We start from the raw sequence: 19,849 nt of genomic DNA on the forward strand, positions 1-19,849 counted from the left end.
CGTGAACCTTCCCGCAGCTTCGGCACGACGCGCTGTGAACCGTGCCCTAACCGCATTGCTGGTCGTTGTGATGAGTCTGGCCGTATGCTTCGCCGTGCCCGCGCGAATCGCGCTGGCCGAGGACGGCGACGGATCGGCCGACACCAGCACGGCCGACACCAGCACCAGCGAGACGACGGACGCCGCGACCAAACCGACCATCACGATCGACTCGGCCACGGCTGTCGTCACCGCATCCTCCGGCTACCATCTCAAAGCCACGATCGCCAACCCGACCGCCGACACGCTGCCGGCCGGCACGCTCACGCTGACCGTCAACGCGCGGTTCACGTTCTTCTCGCGCACCGACATCCAGCAGTGGGCGGAAGGCACGACGCCCATCCCCGCAATGGACGTGCTCGGCACCGCGGACGTGGCCGAACTCGCGCCGGGAGCATCGACGAGCGTAACGGTCAACGTCGACCAGGACGACCTCAAGCAGATCGTCTCGTGGGGACCGAAGCCGCTGGCGCTCACGTATGCGGTGGACGGCCAGATCGAACGGGTAACGCACAGCTTTCTGACCCGTTCGACGGACGGGCTGAACATCGCGAGCACGCCGGCCATGAACATGACGATCGTGCTGCCGATCTCGTCGACCGCATGGCAGGCGGACGAAACGGCCGTCACCAAACTGGTCAACGGCCAGCCTTCCGGCCTCGCGAACGGCGGCAACAATGCCGGCGACAACGGCACTTCCTCGTCCGGCGAATCGTCCGGCAACACATCCGATGGCGCATCCAGCAGCTCGTCCGGCGGCGCAAGCACCGGCTCGTCCAACGCCACGTCCGGCAGCGCATCCGGCACCCCGTCCAACGCGTCCGCGGACGCGGGCCAGGTGGTCACGCTCGGCGACGACGCGCAGCTCGAACGCACACGGTTGCAGGCCGTATCCAAGCATCCGGCGCTGCAGGTCATCGCCGACCCGACGACGCTCAACGCGCTGTCCATGCCGCCGCAGGTCAGCGGCATCATGCAGCCGGCCGGATTCGACATCTCCTCGTACAGCGCGTACGGCGACGCGGACGCCTACCGCGAGGCCGGCGTGGAATCGTCGGCATGGAACGCGGACGCCGCGCTGGCCGACTACCGTTCGGCGATCGGCGACCAGAACGCGACGCGCGACACGTACGCGTGGCAGGGCAAGGCCGTCTGGTCGCTGCAATCGTTGGCCGAGGCGAAACGGCAGGGATATTCGACCGTGATCGCCGACCACGAGTTCGACGCCAGCGACGACTCGACCGTGCACACCGGCAAGATCGTGGTGCCGACCGACGCGGGCGAGGTGACCGTGCTCACCGAGCAGCGCGAGCTGAGCCGGCTGGCGCAGGGCAAGGCGACCAGCGACACCGCCGACAGCGAGACGAGCGCGGCCGGACGGCTCGCGCGCTTCGTCGCGCAGAGCGCGTTCTACCAGATGGAACAGCCGTACACCAGCCGCAACCTGCTGGTCTGCTTCGGCACCGGCACCGACGCGGCCATGATCGACGCGCTGATGAGCGCCGTCGAACAGTCGCCGTGGCTGAATCTGACCGATCTGAACACGCTCAGCGACGCCGACGCGTACGCCAGCGGGGACGACGCGCTGCAGCTCGTCCAGGACAGCGTCGCGCTCACCGATACGCAGTCGCAGCAATTCCAGCAAACGTTGGCGTCGCTGACCGCAAGCCGCAGCAACGTCTCCCAGTTCGGCTCCTCCGTGCTCGACCCCGACAGCGACGACGCGAAGAACTGGGCAACCACGCTGCTGGACGCGCAGTCGACGTTCGCCTTGCACGCGCTGTCCGGGCACACCGCCACGGCCGAGCACATGGCCACCGGTGCGGTCAGCCTGTCCACGCAACTGCTCAACGGCGTCTCGATCGCCCCGTCCGAATCGGTGACGGTGGTGAGCGAAACCGCGAAGATGATGGTCACCATCAGCAACCAGCATCCGTATCCGGTGCACGTGAAGGTCTCGTCGCTCACCGATTCGCCGGAAATCGTCACCTCGCGCATCGCCGAGACCAACGTGCCCGCGCACGGCGAATCGCAGGTCACGTTCACCATCCGCGTAGCCACGTCCGGCAAGGCCACGGCCACCATCAGTCTGCAGGATCGCGACGGCCATCCGTTCGGCGCCGCGCAGTCCACCAGCATCACCAGCGTGCTGCGCATCAGCGACATGAGCGGCTTCGTGATCATCGGCTTCGCCATCGTGCTCGGCCTGCTCGGCCTGTGGCGTCAGTTCAACCGCAAGAAGGATCCCGACGAATGAGTTCATCACTTGGCCGCAACTCGTTGATCATGGCTGCCGGCACGGCGGCCTCCCGCGTGACCGGTCAGGTGCGCACGATCCTGCTGGCCGCCGCACTCGGCACGACCGGCCTTGCGGCGAACGCGTATCAGGCCGGCGCGATGATCCCTCAGGCCGTGTTCGCGCTGGTTTCCGGCGGCATCTTCAACGCGGTGCTCGTGCCGCAGATCGTGCGCACGCTGCAGCAGGATGACGCTGAGGAGCGGCTGAACAAGCTGATTACGTTGGCAATCTCGCTGCTGGCACTCATGACGGTCGTCATGGCCGCGGCCACGCCGCTGCTGACCATGCTGTACGTCGACGGCACCCCGGAGATGCTTGCACTGACCAACGCGTTCACCTTGTGGTGCATGCCGCAGATCTTCTTCTACGGCCTGTACACGGTGCTTGGCCAGGTGCTGGCGGCCAAGGATCATTTCGGCGCGTACGCGTGGAGTTCGGTGGGTGCGAACGTGATCAGCTGCGCGGGATTCACCGCGTTCATCCTGCTGTTCGGCCGCGCCACCGAACAGCCGATGGGGTTCTGGACCGGCGACAAGCTGATGCTCACGGCCGGAACGTGGACGCTGGGTGTGGCGTTCCAGGCGCTGATCCTGTTCGTGCCGCTCACGAAATGCGGCATCCGGTACCGGCCGCGCTGGGGTCTGCACGGCATCGGCCTGCGGTCGATGGGCTCGGTGGCCGGCTGGAGCGTCGCGATCGTCGTCGTCGACCAGGTCGCGAGCCTGCTCGCCACGCGCATCACCACGTCCGCGCCGGGAGCCGCGCACGCGCGTCTCGGTCTGGACATGGTCGAGGTCGCCGGCAACGCGACGTATCAGAACGCGTTCACGCTGTACATGCTGCCGTATTCGCTCATCGCCGTATCGGTCGCGACCGCCCTGTTCCCGCGCATCTCGCGCGCGATCGCCGACCACGACATCGACGGCGCGCGCTCGACGCTCAGCCTGTCGCTGCGCAGCATGGGCGTGCTTATGATGTTCTTCACCGCCGCGTTCATCGTGATGCCGGTACCGATCATCATCGCGCTGCTGCCGTCCGTGAGCATGCACGAGGCGACGCTCATCGCCGCGCCGCTGATGACGCTCGGTCTCGGCCTGCCGATCTCAAGCGCGTATCTGGTCATCCAGCGCACGTTCTACTCGTTCGAGGACGGCCGCAACCCGTTCCTGTTCATGCTGCTGTTCAACGTGCTGTTCATCGGATCGGTGTTCGGCCTGAGCCGCGTCACCCCGCCGACGCAGTGGGTGATGCTGGTGGGCGCGGGCTCCGCGCTCGGCCATCTGGTCGCGTTCCCGTTCCTGATCCCGCCGTTGCGCGCGCGGTTCGAGGGCCGACTGGACGGCCGGCGCATCGCGTGGTCGTACGGGCAGTCGCTGGTGGCCGGCGCGGCCGCGGTGATCGTGGGATTGCTGGCGCGCGATCCGGTGTACTCGCTGCTGGGCGTCTGGTCGCCGCAGGACGCCGCGGCGGCGGGATCGCCCGATGCGGGAGCGGCCGGTCATGGCCGTCCGATTACGGCCGCGCAGGCCATGAACATGAACTGGTTCCAGGCGATCGGCGCGTGCGTGCTGCTGACGATCGTGATCACGGTCGTGTATGTCGGCGTGCTGTGGCTGCTGCGGTCGCGCGAACTGATGATGGCGGTCGACATGGTGAAGTCGCGGCTCACGCGGCGGCCGGTCGCCCCCGCAGACCCCGAGCCGGCCGCTACCGCAGCGGCTGATGTGCCGCCCGCGCCGCCGGCGCAGACGCGCGAATCGAAGCCCGCGCAATCGTCCGCACAGCCGATGGCCTCGACCACACCGACGATTAGAATGACACCGAAACCCTCGTCAGAATCATCTTCGCAATATGGAGTCGGAATGAAGCCTCAACTGGGAGATACCATCATCAATCGATACACGCTGGTATCACCGTTGCGTAACACCCCCGGCCTGCAGGCATGGAAAGCGAACGATCGCATGCTCGCGCAGGACTGCCAGGTGTTCGTCATCACCGACCGCCGCGTCGTCACGCAGGTCAACGACGTCACGTCGATCCTTGCGTCCATGCACGATCAGCGGCTCACGCAGGTGCTTCAGCTGCATCACAGCGGCGAACTGCCGATCATCGTCACCCGCGAGGACGCCGGACTGTCGCTGAGCGACTATCTGCGCGGCCCGGCACGCAAGATCCTGAGCTACGCCGCAATCCGATCGATCCTCGGCGAGACCACGTTGATCGTGCGCACGCTGCTCGCGCGCGGCGTGGTCGACCATGCGATCAGCACCGACACCGTGCGCATCAGTGCGGCCGGCGTGCAGCTGGCCGACATTCCAGTGAGCATGATGCTGCAGGACGTTTCCGGCAGGACCGACGATTCGACGGGCGACGAGGAACGCGCGGTGCGCCAACTCGCGGCGCTGCTGTACTCGCTGCTCAACGGCACGCCGTCGAACGCGCACACCGAATACGACATGTCCCGCCTGAACGACGACATTCCGGGCGAATTCAAGCTGATCTGCCGCCGCGGACTCGGCCTGCACGGCGATAACGGCACGTTCAACGCGCCGATGTCGTCGCTGGCTGAAATCGATGCGCTGCTGGGCGCGTGGTATCCGCTCAACCAGCTGATGGAGCACGACATCGCGCTGCCGAGCATCGCCGGCACCGCGTCGATCATGCTCGCCGCGATCAACCCGACCCCGCAGGATGCGCTGATGGAGATTCCGGCCGGCATGGTCAACACGAACCCGCTGCCGCCGCTGTCGCTCAATACGCCGAAGTACGCGTCCGCGCTGACCTCCGACGACGTGGTCGACGTGACGCCGCTGACCGGCGATCTGTTCTCCGCGTTCGACGGGCAGCACACCGACGGCAATGGCGCGGCGCTGCCGACCGTGCCGCTGAACGTCTCGTCCGTGCGCCACAACGACGCGATCCCGAACCCGCCCGCGGCTCCGGCCGTGCAGAACGTGCCGGGATACTCGTTCCCTGTCTCCGACGCGGTGTCGCGGCCGACGCTGCCGCTCAACCCGATCGTGGCGGGCTCCCCGACTGCGGCCGCCGGAGCCGGAGCCGCGGCCAAGGCCGACGATATCGAGGCGACGCAGACGCTGCCCGCGGCCGTCGCGCCGCCGGTCGCGCCGCCGCCGGTCGCCGACCCGGCCCTCGAGGCCACGCAGGTCATCGACCCGGTCAAGAACACGGCCCCCGATCCGAACGAGACGGTCGCGATGCCTCCGATCACGGTCAAGACCGCTGTGACCCGACCCGACAAGATCGCCAACGCCGCGCTGAACGCCGACGTGGCCGACGAGACGCTCATGATCGGTCTGCCGACCAAGATCATCACGGTGCTGGTCGGCATCGCGGTGGTCGTCGGCGCTGGCTATTTCGCGGTGCGCGCGCTCAACAACGCGGCGACCGGCAACGTGGGCGGCGGTTCGTCCTCGCAGGCCGATCCGTGGAAGGACAACCTCAACGACGTGCCGTTCGGCAACACGACGAACGGCGAGGTTTCGGGATCGGACGATTCCGATTCGTCCGACAATTCTTCGAACGGCTCGAGTAGCTCGAATAACTCGTCGAGCAGCTCGTCCGACAAGTCGTCGTCCTCGTCCGGCAAATCCAAGGTCGTCACCGCCGACAAGGAGGCGAAGAAGGTTCCGGATCCGAAGTACCACAACGACACCCCGGTCACGATCGCAAGCCAGTCGTTCCTGTCGAGCCCGGCCGGCCAGAGCGGTTTCGCGTACCATCTACACCTGAACGAAGCGACGAAGGTGTACCGTCTCAAGATCACGATCAGCACGTCGGGCGGCAAGGCGTACGTGCGCACCGGCACCACGGACGATCCGACCAAAGGCAAGCAGGTCGCGGACTTCACGTTCGCGGAGGGCGGCACCACCGAGGTCAAGTTCAACTCCGTGGTCACCACGCAGGACGTGATGATCTGGGTGCCGATGGACGGACTGCCGAACGGACAGCTCTACATCCAGAAGGTCGAGCTGTTCTAGGCGGTGCGGCCTTGCGCCGCGATTCCCAGACAACACTCAGGAAGAACACACGAAGCGTCAGGAATCAGGTGGTTATATCGTAGTCAGCGGTTGAAAGACCGCGACAACTGAACTTCCTTTCTTCCTTCTCCTCTCTGAGAATAAGCCCGGCCCCGCAGCCGGGCTTATTCGTTGTTGGGGTGATAGCCGGCCGTTCCTTCCTCCACAGGTTATGGGTCGGGGTTGAGTCACCCCCATTCCTTGTGCCGCCTGCCGCCCCGGCTGTTGTTATCCACCTTCCCGGGCACAACCCTTCTCCCGGGCATACAGCCTATCCCTTCCGGGCTTACGGCCGGTTCTTAGGCACAAAACGGCCGTAAGCCCGGGAGGCCAGTTCCCCTGTCGTTCCCCAGTTGCTTCCCTGCCGTTCCCTGCCGCCCCCGGTTGCTCCCAGTCATACCCGGTTGCGCCTTAGTTGCACACTGCCGTTCCCCGGCTGTCCCCGGTTGCTCCCTGTCGCCCTCTGACGTTACCGGCTGCTCCTGGTCATACCCTGCCGTTTCCAGTTGCTCCCGGGCATACGGCCGGTTTTAGTGTCCAAAAAGGCCGTAAGCCCGGGAAGGAAGCCCGCATCATAATCTCATTCCCGGGCATACGGCCGTTACGGACATGGAAACCGGCCGTATGCCCGGGAGAAGATCCCCAGACACAGCCTTTCTTCCGGGCTTACAGCCGCTCCTTCCCGGGCTTACGGCCGTTTCGCGCCTATGAGCCGACCGTATGCCCGGGAGGGATCGTGCCCTGAACCGTGAAACCGCGATCAGATGCCGTCGGGAATGCGACGGTCGCGCCAGTAGTATTCCCGATCGTGGTCGTTGATCTCACGCACCACACGGCACGGCGAGCCGAACGCCACCGAGTCCGCCGGCACATCGCGCGTGACCAAGCTGCACGCGCCGATCACCGAGTTGTCGCCGATCGTCACGCCGGGCAGCACGGTCACGTTCGCGCCGATCCACACGTTGCGGCCGATATGGATCGGCTCGGAGAACTGCGCGATCCGCTCGCGCAGGTCGGGACGGACTGGATGACCGGTCGTCACGAGCGTGACGTTCGGGCCGATCATCGTGTGGTCGCCGATGAAGATCTCGCCGTCGTCGACCAGTGTGAGGTTGAAATTCGCGTACGAATGTGCACCCCAGTGCGTGCTGCATCCCCAGTTCGCGTGCACCGGCAGCTCTACGTACGCTCCCTCGCCGAACTCGGCGAAAAACTCGTGCAGCAGCTCGCTGCGCCGCGGATCGCCCGGCATCGTCGCGTTCAGTTCATGCAGCAACCTCATTTGCTCCTGCTGGGCCGCGCCCATTTCGGGGTCGCTGCAGAAATAGATCCCGGGCGAATGCATCACGTCAAGCACCCGTTGCGGAACACTCATCGCACACTCCTTTGTCTGAGACGAACGTCGCCGTCTCGCAGCGGACGCCCATCGTCTTCTTGCGCAATCTTCTCCATTGAACCGGAGAACCAAGCTTTTCGCAAACCCGATACCGAACCTATCGTTCCCTGAACATGTCATCCGCACACACGAAGATCATGTCAGGATCATTGCGGTATTTGGCCAGTGTGGTCTCGTGCACGGGGTTCTTCGTAAAGAACGCCAATGTCGTCTCTCGATATCCGCGAATCAGTCCGATTCGATCCCGCAACGACGCGATCATTTCAGTTTCGTTGACCGTATTGCGCCATTTGCATTCGCCCAGCAATATCTTTTTCTCGTCAGGCTCGGCAGCCACCACATCGATGTCCGTTTCCTCCCGCTTCAGCGGATTGTTGCCCCACCATTTTCCGGTCAGCACCGGCATGAGCGGCAGTTTGCCGCTTCGGAATGCCCTGAATATCCATTGCATGCACATCGTCTCAAACTGCTGTCCGACATATGTGGCGAACACGGCACTCTCGGCAGTTTTCCGCGCGATTTCCACGCCACTGCCGGTCTCGATCAAGGTTACGTTCGGCGCGACGAACCTGTACCAGTATGCGAAGAACGGATCCTTGATGTGTATTCTGGATTTGCGCGACGTAGGCTTTTCCCCAAAGGGAATGGAACGCTCAATGAGACGCAGCTCTTCCAATGTCTTGAGATAGAACGACACAGATGTTGGTTCCAAACCGATATGATCGGCGATGATCTTCGGAGTATTGCACCCATTACTGACAGCTTGGAGAATGGAATCATAGATGGCGGGGCTTTTCAACTCCTCCCGCAACATCATCATAGGTTCCTCATACAGCAAACCAGCCTGATCGAAACATAGCATCGCCACGTTCTGCTCATACGACAGCTGCGGATCAAGCTGTGCCAAGTAATATGGGGTGCCGCCGAATGTCGCATAATATCTCACGGCGTCCTCGGCCGTGCAGTGTTCTACGAATCGGGCAGCATCGAAGCAATCAAACGGCTGCAACTTGATCTGACCAGTGCGTCGGCCGTACAGCGGACTGTGCACGCCAAGTACCTTGCTCTCCATGAAGCCCTGGTTACTTCCGGACAGAATCAGCATGGTATTCGTGTCCTTCAGGCCATGATCGATGGCGATTTGCAATATCGACGGCAGACTCGGCTCGGCCTCGGCGGCATATGGAAATTCATCCAATACAATGACAAGCTTGTCGCCCGCGTGACGACGTGCTTGACTCACCAGATAATCGATCGCATTGTCCCAACTACGAAAATCGACTTCAGGCTGATTGAAATACGCGGCGATGGCCATGGCGAACGATTGCAGTATCAGTCGGGAATTCTGCTGTCGGGCGGTGAAGTACAACGCCGTCTTGCCGTCAAGAAAATGGTCGATCAACGCCGTCTTGCCGACTCGTCGGCGACCGTAGATCACCATCATCTCGAATCGCTTGCTGTCGTACATGCGTTGCAATGCAATCAGTTCATGCTGTCTGCCGATGAACATGAAAGCCTCCCCGAAACCACATCGATATCCATCACTATATAGATTATTCTAATATAGAAAAAACTATATAGATTATTCTATATTAGAATAATCTATATAGTGAGACTCATACCTCCTCTTAGGACGGCCTTGTAGCTTGGCGGGGCTACTGCATGAGCATGTGGAGTCCGGTCATGAGGATCATGGCGGTGATGCTGGTGGTGGCGATAAGGCATCTTTACATAACAAAAAGATGCCTGTTATAACACCGTATAAACGATCTATCACGGCGCCAGTCCGGCGATTCAGCGGGAGGCGTGACGCGGGCCGACATAGCCGGCGGTTGGTAGAGTGGGGCGCATGAGTGATGAGATTCGTGATGTGATGATTATCGGTTCCGGCCCGGCCGGCTATACGGCGGCCATCTACCTCGGCCGGGCGGGATACCGCCCGCTGGTGATCGCCGGCGCCCTCACGCCCGGCGGCCAGTTGGTGAACACGACGGAGGTCGAGAACTTCCCCGGTTTCCCGGACGGCATCATGGGTCCGGATCTGATGGATGCGATGCGCGCGCAGGCCGAGAAGTTCGGCGCCGAACTGGTATACGACGACGTGGTGTCGGTCGATTTCGGCGACGGCACCGACCCGAGTGACTCGAGCGCGGTCAAGTCGGTGACCGTGGACGGCGGCGAAACCTACCGAGCCCGCGCGGTAGTGATCACGACCGGTTCGAGCTACCGCAAGCTCGGCGTGCCCGGCGAGGCGGAGTTCTCCGGCCGCGGCGTCTCGTATTGCGCGACCTGTGACGGGTTCTTCTTCCGCGGCAAGCCGATCGTCGTGGTCGGCGGCGGCGACAGTGCGTTCGAGGAGGCGCAGTTCCTGTCGCGCTTCGGCTCGTCGGTGACGCTGGTGCATCGCCGCGACGAGTTCCGCGCGTCGAAGATCATGGTCGACCGTGCCCGCGAGAACGAGAAGATCTCGTTCGTGACGAATGCGGTGGTCGAGTCGGTGAACGGCGGCGATGACGGCGCGACGTCGGTGACGCTGCGTGATGTGGTGACCGGCGAGACGCGCGAACTGCCGGCGGAAGGCGTGTTCGTGGCGATCGGACACACGCCGAGCACCGGATTCCTCGGCGACTCGGTCAAGCTGGATGAGGACGGCTATATCGTGGTCGACGGCGCGTCCACGCGCACGTCGGTGCCGGGCGTGTTCGCGGCCGGCGACGTGGTGGATCGCGTCTACCGCCAGGCCATCAGCGCCGCCGGCATGGGCTGCCGCGCCGCCCTCGACGCCCAGTCCTACCTCACGCAAGAGTAGTGGCTTTTAGGATTTCTCCACTCGCTTCGCTCGGTCGAAATGACAAGAAGTAGAGCGCTCGGTCGAAATGACAGGAGAATACATGACGCCTCGGTCGAAATGACAAATAGAATGTCATTTCGACCGAGGCGATAGCCGAGCGGAGAAATCTTTATTACCCGACCAGATCCTTAGCGAGATCATTCCACTGCGGATTAGTCAGTTCGACAAGACGGTTCTTCTTGTCACGGTTCCACTTCTTAATCTGCTTTTCACGCTCGATCGCCACACAAACATCTTCCACGGATTCGTAGTGAACCAGTTTGGTCACGTTATATTGGTCAGTAAAGCCATTCACTCTGTGATTTCGATGCTCACTCAACCGGCGAAACAAGTTATTCGTCATGCCTACATACATCACCTTGTTATTCCAGTTGGTCAAGATGTATACGTAGTACAAGATTTCTCCACTCGCTTCGCTCGGTCGAAATGACAGAAAAAGATATCACATCGGTCGAAATGACAGGAAGCTTCGTTATCCTACTTCCAGTCGGAGTCGGGGGCGGGGGTGCCTTCGGGCATGAGCAGGTCGAGGATGCGGTTCATGTCTTCGGGAGAGGAGAACACGATCTCGATGCGGCCGTGCTGCTCGGAGCCCTTGATCGACACCTTGGTGTCGAAACGGTTTTCGAGATGCTCGCGGATCGGCGAGTTGGCCCACGGATTGTTCTTGTTGGCGCGGGCCTTGCGCGGCTGATCGCTTTCCGCGACCTTCATCGCCACGATCTCCTCGGTGGAACGCACCGACAGTCCCTCGGCGATGATCCGCTGCGCCAGCTGCTCCATCTCGTCCTCGCTGCCCAACGCGAGCAGCGCACGCGCATGACCGGCCGACAGCACGCCCGCGGCCACCTTCTTCTGCACGCTGGCCGGCAGGTTGAGCAGTCGCAGCGTGTTCGCGATCTGCGGACGAGACTTCGACACCGACTTCGACAGCTGCGCCTGCGTCAGACCGAACTCGTCGATCATCTGCTGGTACGCGGCGGCCTCTTCGAGCGGGTTGAGTGCGACGCGGTGCAGGTTCTCGAGCAGTGCGTCACGCAGCATGTCGTCGTCCGCGGTCGTCTTGACGATGGCCGGGATGGTCGTGAGCCCGGCCAGCTGAGAGGCTCGCCACCGGCGCTCCCCCATGATCAGCTCGTACGGCGTGCGGCTCAGCTCGTCGGCATTCGGATGTGCAGCGGCCAGCTGGGAGGCCGGACGTTTACGCACGACGATCGGCTGGAGGATGCCGACTTCCTTGATGGATGCGGACAGTTCGGCCAGTTCGTCCTCGTCGAAGACGGTCCGCGGCTGGTGCGCGTTCGGACCGATGTCGGTGATGGTCAGTTCGGCCAGATAGCCGCCCTGCACCGGCTTGAGTTCGACTTCCTCGGTGTCCTTGTCGTTCTTGGACTGCTTGCCGGCGGCCGTCTGGGTCGTCGGACGTTCGGCCGCGGCAGTCGGCGTGACAACGTTCGCCGCAGCAGAGGGAACAGCGGAGACGGCCGACTGGGCCGTGTGATCGCCGCCGAAGAACAGGTCGCTCGGATGCGCGATATCGCCGATGCCGGGCATCGCGGCGCGCTTGGTCTTGGCCGCCTTGACCTTGCCGCCGTCGGTTGCGGCATCGGTCTTGCCCACGGCGCTCAACGGATCGCCGGAACTGTTCCGGCCCATCGACGCGGCCGCGGACGCGATCGCCGCGACGGTCGACGCGTCCTTCGCCGGCACGACGACCGTGGTCTTGACGGGATGGTCGTTCTTCGCGATCACGGCACCCGTCCCGGTGGTGGCTGCAGCCGCCGGCATGCCGGCGATCACCGACTGTTCGTCTGTCTTCTGCTCGTGCGGTTCTCCGGGAAGATCGGGAAACAGCGCACCCAGTCCTTTGCCCAAACGTGACTTTGCCATCTCAGTGTTCTCCTCGCTTGATCGCAATCGCCTGCAACGCCTGCGCCGAACGCTTCGCGATTTCCAGCGCCGCCTCGCGGTATGCGGTGGCGCCCATGCACTGCGGCTCGTAGGAAATCACGCTTTGGCTGAAGCTCGGCGCTTCGGAAATCTTCACGGTTCGCGGAATGGTCGTGTCGAGCACGATCGACGGGTAGTGCTGCTTGACCTCGTCGTAGACCTCGCGGCTGAGCAGCGTGCGCCGGTCGAACATGGTGACCAGCATGGTCGAGACGAGCAGCGACGGATTGAAGTGCTCCTGCACGAGGCCGATCGTGTGGATGAGCTGCCCGAGGCCTTCGAGCGCATAGTATTCGGCCTGGATCGGGATGAGCATCTCGTTGACCGCGCACATCGCGTTGATGACGAGCAGACCGAGGCTTGGCGGGCAGTCGATGAATACGTAATCATAGTGATCGCCGCAGTGCGCGAGATACTCGTTGATCGCGTCGCGCATCAGGTTGTTGCGGTTCGGCGAGTCGGCGACCTCGAGTTCGGCGCCGGACAGGTCGATGGATGCCGGCACGACGTCGAGCGTGGAGAAGTCGGGGCAGACCTGTTTGACCTGTTCGATGGTCAGGCGGCCTTCGATCACGTCGTAGACGGACGGCATGCCGGAACCGTGCGGGATGCCGAGCGCGGTGGACGCGTTGCCCTGCGGGTCCATGTCGATGACCAGCACGCGGGCGCCGGCGAGGGCCAGGGCCGCGGCGATATTGACGGTGGTGGTGGTCTTGCCGACGCCGCCTTTCTGATTGGCAACCGCGATCATGCGGGTCTGCTGCGGCTTGGGGAAGACGGCGGCCTCGATGGCCTTGTACCGCAACGATTCCTGCGCGATCTGCGCACCCAGAGGAGAAGCAGAATCCTTGAAGATGCGATTGATGGTCTGCGTCACCGTTTCCGGCTCCTGCAGGCCCCCAACGGTCTGGTCATCTGCTGTGGACACGAGTTCCTCCTTCACAAGACAGTACGTTCCAGTTTCATCGTTCGCGTGGACATGAAACGTCATTTTCGGCAGTTATCCACATCGTTATCCACATACATGTGGATAACGATGTGGATAAGACTGTGGATAACGTGTGTATATCTTTGGTCAACGTTTATCTAAACCGTTATTTTTCAACGTTTGGCACAGGCAGTTATACACAGATACAGATTGTGGATAACTTGCGTTCGTCGGTGTTCAAGTCTGTGGATAACTACTATCGCTTATCCACAATCACGACGTGGGTGGGCTCCAGATCCGGTCCGACGGCGGCTTCGACCACACGCGGCCGCACTCCCCCGCGCTTGGCGATCTCCTTGGCGGCCTTGTCGATTTCCGCCTGGGCCGAACGGCCCTTCAATGCGACGAGGCAGCCATGCGGTTTCAACAGCGGCAGCGTCCAGCCGGACAGCTTGGTCATCGGGGCAACGGCACGGCAGGTCACCACCGCGAACGGATGCAGGCCGGAGGCACGCTTGCGCAGGTTCGCGATCACCTCTTCGGACCGCGCGCGCAACACGGTCACGTTCTTGAGGTTCATCTCCTCGACGCACTCGTTCAGCCACTCGACCCGGCGTTCCATCGGCTCGATCAGCGTGAACTTGTGGTCCGGCAGGCAGGCCGAGGCGACGATGCCCGGGAATCCGCCGCCCGATCCGATGTCGGCGACGGTCTTGAACCGCTCGTCCTTGGTCGCCTCGCGCACGAACGGCACGATCGCCGCGGAGTTGAGGATATGCCGTTCCCAGACGATCAGCACGTCGCGCGGGCCGATCAGGCCGCGCGGTTCGCCCTCGCGCATGAGTTTCTCGTGAAACACCTCAAGTTTGGGCAGCGCGTCGCCGAGCACCTCGGCGAGTACGGGCGAACCGTCGAGCTGGTCGACGACCGGTTCGACGGGTTCGGATGTTTCATGTGAAACGTCGGTGTTCATGGAATGCCCTTCATGACTGGTCATACCGCCTCGACTGAGCGAAAGCGAGCGGAGAAATCTTCTGGGAGGTGGAAACCTCCGGTAAGATTTCTCCGCTCGCTGCGCTCGGTCGAAATGACGATACGATCGAGGAAAATACGGATCGGACTACTCGTCGATCTCGTCGGTCTCGGCGGAATCGTCGGCAGCGGCCTTGAGATAGACGGTCACATAGCGATGCGGTTCCTCGCCGTGCGAACGCGACTTCATGCCCTCCTCACGGACCACGTCGTGCACGACCTTACGTTCGAACGAGTTCATCGGCTTCAGGTCGACCGGCTCGCCGGTCTCCTTCACCTCGTCGATCGCGTCCAGCGCGATGTCACGCAGGCGCTGGCGCTTGCGCTTGAGGAATCCGTCCACGTCCACGATCAGATGCGAACGCTCGCCGGTCTTCTGCTGCACGGCCAGCCGGGTCAGCTGCTGCAACGCGTCGACCACTTCCCCGTTGCGGCCGATCAGATGCTTGATGTCGGTATCGTCGTCGGCGACGATCTGCACCATCGGCCGTCCGTTGCGCACGCCCATCTCGATGTCGCCGTCGTAATCGGCGATGTCCAGCAGTCCCTCGAGATAGTCAGCGGCGATGTCAGCTTCCTCGTTGAGCTGATCGATCGTCTTCTCGTCGTCCTGCGCCATATCACAACTCCTTATCAGCGAGGCCAAAGGTGGTCAAATCTACAGTCAGTCTAAACCAAAAAATCTCACGGAAACGAATCACGCCCGTTTCCGTGAGATCATGGCACGTTATTTCTTCTTATTGCGGTTCTTGCGCTGTGGCTGCGCGCGCTGATAGCCCTGCTTCTCCTTGAGCTCGGCCTCTTCCTTGGCCTTGATGAGCTTCTCCTCTTCGAGGCTGGGCAGTCCAGCCTTCGCGCGGCGCTCGTTCTCGCGCTTGTGGTCGCGCACTTCCTTGTCCTTGGCGGCCGGCGAACCGGGCGTCGGGAAGGCGTAGACCTGCCACGCGGTGCGGGCGAGGTTGCACACGTTGTTGGTGAGCCAGTAGACGAGCACGGCGAACGGCATGGTCACGCCGGAGAAGATGTACATGATCGGGAACACCCACAGCATGCCCTTCTGCATGGCCGCGGCCTGGCCGACCATCGCCTCCTGATTCGTGTTGCGCTTCATGCTGAAGTACGTGGTGAACCACAGGCAGAAGCACATGAGCGCGACGAAGACGCCGATGATGATCTTGCCGTGCGTGGAAGCAGAGCCGAACACGTCGGTGACGTTCACGCCGAAGACGGTGGTCTGCGAGAACTGCTTGGCGGTGGCGACGTCGAACGCGCCGAGCGCCTCACGCTTGCCGCGCGCGATGTACGGAATGGCCGAGAGCACGTAGAACATGCACATGAAGACCGGCGACTGGATGAGCATCGGCAGGCACGAACCGGCCGGGTTCGCGTCGTTGTCCTGATACAGCTTCATCATCTCGCGCTGCATGGCCTCTTTGCTGGCCTGATCGTTCTTGCCCTTGTACTTGTTCTGGATGCGCTGCATCTGCGGCTGGATCGCCTGCATCTTGCGCATCGACTTCATCGTCTTGTAGTACAGCGGGAACACGCACGCGTGCACGACGAGCACGAGGAAGATGATCGACAGCACCCACGAGAAGCCGACGGGCGACATGCCGAGCAGGGTCAGGAAGCTGTGGAAGATGGCCATGATCTGGGTCATCAGCCACTCGACCGGGGTCAGCAGCTTGTACAGCCAGCCCCAGAAGCCGCTGTCCAGCAGGAAGTTATCGTAATTGATCATCGCTAGGCCATCTCCTTACGTTGCGCATGATGATCCGGCTCGTCGGCATCATCATGCCAGGCCAGTGGTGTCAGTCGGGGCTCCTCATGGGCCTTCGACCATGAAAATCGATAAAAAACGGAATACCGCTGCGGCACATCGTCAATGCCGCCGCGATTCCACGGTCGGCAACGCAGCAGACGCAATACGGCGAGCAACCCGCCGCGGAACGCCCCATACCGCTCCAATGCCTCGACGGCATAGTTCGAGCAGGAGGGGTAATACTTGCAACAGGCCGGACGGTTCGCGGAAATCGATCGCTGATACCAGCGGATCGCGCGGATCATGCCGTCAGCCGCGTGCATCGGCGACACGCTTCGCTGTTTTACGTGAAACAGCGTCGAACAGCGACGCCACCTGCCGGTCCAGCGACTGGAAATCGGCATGTGCGGCGCTCGGCTTCGCCCGCATCACGACGTCCACGGATTCGGGAAGCCGCGATTCGTGGGCGCGGGCCAATACGCGGAACCGCCGCTTGACGGTGTTGCGCGTGACCGCATGCCCCACCGATTTGGATACGGCAAGGCCAAGTCGCCGGCCATTCGCCGTCGTTTCGCCCAAAACTGAGGAATCGTCGCGCACCAGATAGTGCACGACGATATCCTTGTCACTGACTTTACGACGGCGCTTGAGCACGGTGACGAAGTCACGATGACTCTTCAGCCGCTCCACGTCGATGTTGCCGCCGAGCGTATAGGTCAGGCGGCCAGGGACTTGCGGCCCTTGGCGCGGCGACGGTTGATGGTCGCGCGGCCGGAACGGGTGCGCATGCGCAGGCGGAAGCCGTGCTTCATGTGACGGCGGCGGTTGTTCGGCTGGAATGTCCTCTTCATAATTTAGCTCCCGGTGTTTTAGCCGCGCCAAGGCACGGCTCCTCATGAGTCAAGCTATACCAAAGTACTCTTACCCCTGCCCACAAGTCAAAACGCCGAGCGTATTTTCACATTTCGGTCGTTGTTTCATAACGGTTCATTTGCATATAACCGTTGAAAAATCAAGCCCTCACGGCGGCGAGTTATCCACAAATTACACGAATGTTATTCACATTCCAATGTTTTCAACACGCAAGCCTGTGGATAACTTCTAGGTTTTGGAGTAAAAATGATCTGTTGTCATATTATTCGCTCGAGTGGAGGAGGCCCGCATGGCGCACACGCCGCAGGACCCCGCAGCGCAGGCGACCCGGATCTGGGCGGATGCGCTGGCACTGCTCAAGCATAATTCCAAGCTGACCGTCCGCGACAAGGCGTGGCTTGAAGGCGTGGTTCCCGAGGCGGTATTCGGCACGACGATCGTGCTGTGCGTCGAGAACCTCGCCACGCAGCAGGCGCTGCAGAAGGATCTGAGCGAACCGATGCTCCAGGCGCTGAACATCGCCTCGGGCGTCGACATGTTCCCCGCGTTCAAGGTGGAGCCGCGTCCGAAGACCAAGCCGCAGCCGGCGGCGGCCCCGGAATATCCCGAATCCCGACACGCCGACGACGAGATCGAGGCGCTCAACGCGCCGACCGTCGCCGATCTCGGTCAGGAATCGTATCGTCCGGACGGCATGGAACCGGTGGCCCCCGCGCCCCAGCCGATCGCAACGTCACAGCCGATCGCACCGACCCAGCCGGCGAATGCAACGGACATCGCGCAGCAGCCCGCGCATCCGACGTTCAATCGCACGCAGGTGGCGCGCGATCCCGAAACGCATCTGAACAAGAACGCAACGTTCGACACGTTCGTTCCTGGCGAGTCGAACCGATTCGCATGGACCGTGGCGCAGGCCGTGGCCGAAGGAACAGGGCGCGACTACAACCCGTTGTGTATCTACGGCGGGTCGGGCCTGGGCAAGACCCACCTGCTGAACGCCATCGGCAACTATGCGCTGGTCAAGGATCCGAACCTCAAGGTGCGGTACGTTACCAGCGAGGAATTTACGAACGAATTCATCGAGGCGCTGCAGACCCCGAACCAAAGTCAGGGCCAGATCGCCGCGTTCAACCGCCGCTACCGAGCGGTCGACGTGCTGCTGATCGACGACATCCAGTTCCTCGGCGGCAAGGACGCGACACTCGACCAGTTCTTCCATACGTTCAACACGTTGTATCAGGCAAACAAGCGCATCGTGATCGCATCCGATGTGCCGCCGAAGAACCTCAAAGGCTTCGAGGCGCGACTGATCTCGCGCTTCGAGTCCGGCCTCGTCGTCGACGTGACGCCGCCCGATCTGGAGACGCGCATCGCGATCCTGCGCATGATGGCCTCGATCAACCATGCGAATATCCCGCCGGAGGTGCTCGATCTGATCGCGGAACGGTTCACCGAGAACATCCGCGAACTCGAAGGCGCGCTCACCCGCGTCACCGCGGTCGCCTCGCTGAGCAACCAGCCGGTCACGCGCGCGCTGGCCGAGCAGACATTGCAGGACTTTTTCACGGCGGACGTCGAAATCAAGCCGACCGACATCATCAGTCAGGTCGCGAAGTATTTCCACCTGTCATTCGATGACATCGTTGGCAAGGGCCGTACCAAAAACGTGTCGATCGCACGTCAAATCGCGATGTATCTGTGCCGAGAGAATACCGGCATGAGCCTGGTCGACATTGGCGAGGTGTTCCACGGGCGTGACCACACCACGGTGATGCATGCGGTGAAGCAGATCAACCAGAAAATGCAGCAGAAACAGGAGATCTACAATTACGTTGTGGAACTGACGCTGCGTCTCAAGCAGCAGTCGAACGACAAGTAGACCGTTTTCCACGTGTTTTTTTCGCCGGACGGACGTATTGCGCCGTCCAGCAGAATCGTTCTGACAGACCGTTTTCGGCACTTTTTCGCGGCTTCGCGGAAAAGTGCCGTTTTTCGTCTGTGAGCGCGGCTGTGACGGACGGCGACCGAGCGACGCTGCACCCCACTCCGCGCGCGATTCGCGATCACCAGGCACGGGACTCCCTCGTCCAGCGGCCGAATAATCGTTCTCGACGCCGTACGACACATGACGGGATATTCCGATCGATATGCCCTGCACTATTTCCCGCAATATGTTCGTATATTTCTTGATTATCGACCGAACCCACCGTCCAGCACGATCACGCTGAGCGAACGTTTTCAGCGTTTTTTCCAAGCGATATAAAAACCATGCGTTTTTCGTCTGTGAGAGCGGTTGTACTGGACGGAACCGGCCACGCGTTCCGGCGTCCATTTCAGGCAACAACCGCCCTCCCGGCATCGGATCGACGAACGAATATCATCCGAATTACGGCACGCATGCCACGTGTCCTGCCACGACAGCTCATGCCATTCAGCACAAGGGCGCTGAGCGAACGATTTCGGCACTTTTTCGGCTCGTTTGGGAAAACACCCGATTTTGGTCTGTGAGCGCGATTGTGGTGGACGGGCGGTGTCGGAAGCGTCCGCGACATACCTCGACACGCCCGGGTTGTGACGCGCGAACAGAAAAAGTTATCCACACAGTTATGCACAAATGTGGGTAAACCCTGCGGATAACCGGTGGATAACCCGCCGCTCCAATGTGGATAACTCGTGGAATAC

15 protein-coding genes are annotated in these 19,849 nt (G+C 62.0%); 4 read left to right on the top strand and 11 right to left on the bottom strand.

All coding sequences use genetic code 11. From position 1 onward, the window contains the following. Position 1 precedes the first annotated feature (1 nt). Together JS541_RS10540 and JS541_RS10545 are read left to right on the top strand one after the other, a co-directional pair. Entirely contained in the window at positions 2-2,296 is a 2,295-nt protein-coding gene (locus tag JS541_RS10540; protein ID WP_217625376.1) for a DUF6049 family protein, read from the top strand. Next, a complete protein-coding gene (locus JS541_RS10545; protein ID WP_214374459.1) occupies positions 2,293-6,336 on the top strand; it encodes a murein biosynthesis integral membrane protein MurJ in 4,044 nt (1,347 codons plus the stop codon). The genes JS541_RS10540 and JS541_RS10545 overlap by 4 nt, the downstream gene beginning before the upstream one ends. 799 nt (positions 6,337-7,135) lie before the next feature. On the opposite strand, the gene JS541_RS10550 is transcribed toward JS541_RS10545, so the two are convergent. Together JS541_RS10550 and JS541_RS10555 are read right to left on the bottom strand one after the other, a co-directional pair. Continuing rightward, positions 7,136-7,720, bottom strand: a complete 585-nt coding sequence (locus tag JS541_RS10550) for a sugar O-acetyltransferase (RefSeq protein ID WP_240539333.1) — start codon at positions 7,718-7,720, stop codon at positions 7,136-7,138. Positions 7,721-7,868: 148 nt separating this feature from the next. Then, a complete protein-coding gene (locus tag JS541_RS10555) occupies positions 7,869-9,281 on the bottom strand; it encodes an ATP-binding protein (RefSeq protein ID WP_214374463.1) in 1,413 nt (470 codons plus the stop codon). 339 nt (positions 9,282-9,620) lie between these two features. Between JS541_RS10555 and trxB the strand changes: the two genes are divergently transcribed. Then, positions 9,621-10,580, top strand: coding sequence for a thioredoxin-disulfide reductase (trxB, locus tag JS541_RS10560; protein WP_214374464.1), 960 nt, complete (start codon positions 9,621-9,623; stop codon positions 10,578-10,580). A 154-nt stretch (positions 10,581-10,734) separates the two neighbouring features. Here the strand turns inward: trxB and JS541_RS10565 are convergent, their stop codons facing one another. The 9 genes from JS541_RS10565 to rpmH all read right to left on the bottom strand — a co-directional run bounded on the left by JS541_RS10565 (position 10,735) and on the right by rpmH (position 17,145). Further along, the gene (locus JS541_RS10565) at positions 10,735-11,019 is read right to left on the bottom strand and encodes a GIY-YIG nuclease family protein (protein ID WP_276310686.1); all 285 of its coding nucleotides are present in this window, start codon (positions 11,017-11,019) and stop codon (positions 10,735-10,737) included. A gap of 80 nt (positions 11,020-11,099) precedes the next feature. Then, positions 11,100-12,512, bottom strand: a complete 1,413-nt coding sequence (locus JS541_RS10570) for a ParB/RepB/Spo0J family partition protein (protein WP_214374466.1) — start codon at positions 12,510-12,512, stop codon at positions 11,100-11,102. Between the two features lies 1 nt (position 12,513). Continuing rightward, entirely contained in the window at positions 12,514-13,500 is a 987-nt protein-coding gene (locus JS541_RS10575; RefSeq protein WP_338023632.1) for a ParA family protein, read from the bottom strand. Between the two features lie 256 nt (positions 13,501-13,756). After that, complete coding sequence (gene rsmG / locus JS541_RS10580; RefSeq protein ID WP_214374468.1) at positions 13,757-14,473, bottom strand: 16S rRNA (guanine(527)-N(7))-methyltransferase RsmG; 717 nt, start codon at positions 14,471-14,473, stop codon at positions 13,757-13,759. Positions 14,474-14,620: 147 nt separating this feature from the next. After that, positions 14,621-15,151 (bottom strand): R3H domain-containing nucleic acid-binding protein, encoded by a 531-nt coding sequence (locus tag JS541_RS10585; RefSeq protein ID WP_214374469.1) that lies wholly within the window; start codon positions 15,149-15,151, stop codon positions 14,621-14,623. Between the two features lie 108 nt (positions 15,152-15,259). Continuing rightward, positions 15,260-16,270, bottom strand: coding sequence for a membrane protein insertase YidC (gene yidC, locus JS541_RS10590; protein WP_214374486.1), 1,011 nt, complete (start codon positions 16,268-16,270; stop codon positions 15,260-15,262). A 5-nt stretch (positions 16,271-16,275) separates the two neighbouring features. Then, on the bottom strand, positions 16,276-16,617 hold the full coding sequence (yidD, locus tag JS541_RS10595; RefSeq protein WP_240539334.1) for a membrane protein insertion efficiency factor YidD: 342 nt from the start codon (positions 16,615-16,617) through the stop codon (positions 16,276-16,278). Beyond that, a complete protein-coding gene (rnpA, locus tag JS541_RS10600; RefSeq protein WP_214374470.1) occupies positions 16,604-16,984 on the bottom strand; it encodes a ribonuclease P protein component in 381 nt (126 codons plus the stop codon). Before rnpA ends, yidD begins: the two co-directional genes overlap by 14 nt. 26 nt (positions 16,985-17,010) lie before the next feature. Beyond that, positions 17,011-17,145: a 50S ribosomal protein L34 gene (gene rpmH / locus JS541_RS10605; protein ID WP_163232700.1), complete on the bottom strand. Its 135-nt coding sequence runs from the start codon at positions 17,143-17,145 to the stop codon at positions 17,011-17,013. Between the two features lie 311 nt (positions 17,146-17,456). Between rpmH and dnaA the strand changes: the two genes are divergently transcribed. Continuing rightward, entirely contained in the window at positions 17,457-19,046 is a 1,590-nt protein-coding gene (dnaA, locus tag JS541_RS10610; RefSeq protein WP_214374471.1) for a chromosomal replication initiator protein DnaA, read from the top strand. The last annotated feature ends 803 nt before the right edge of the window (positions 19,047-19,849 follow it).

This window comes from Bifidobacterium sp. SO1 (genome assembly GCF_018555335.1).
GTDB lineage: Bacteria > Actinomycetota > Actinomycetes > Actinomycetales > Bifidobacteriaceae > Bifidobacterium > Bifidobacterium simiiventris.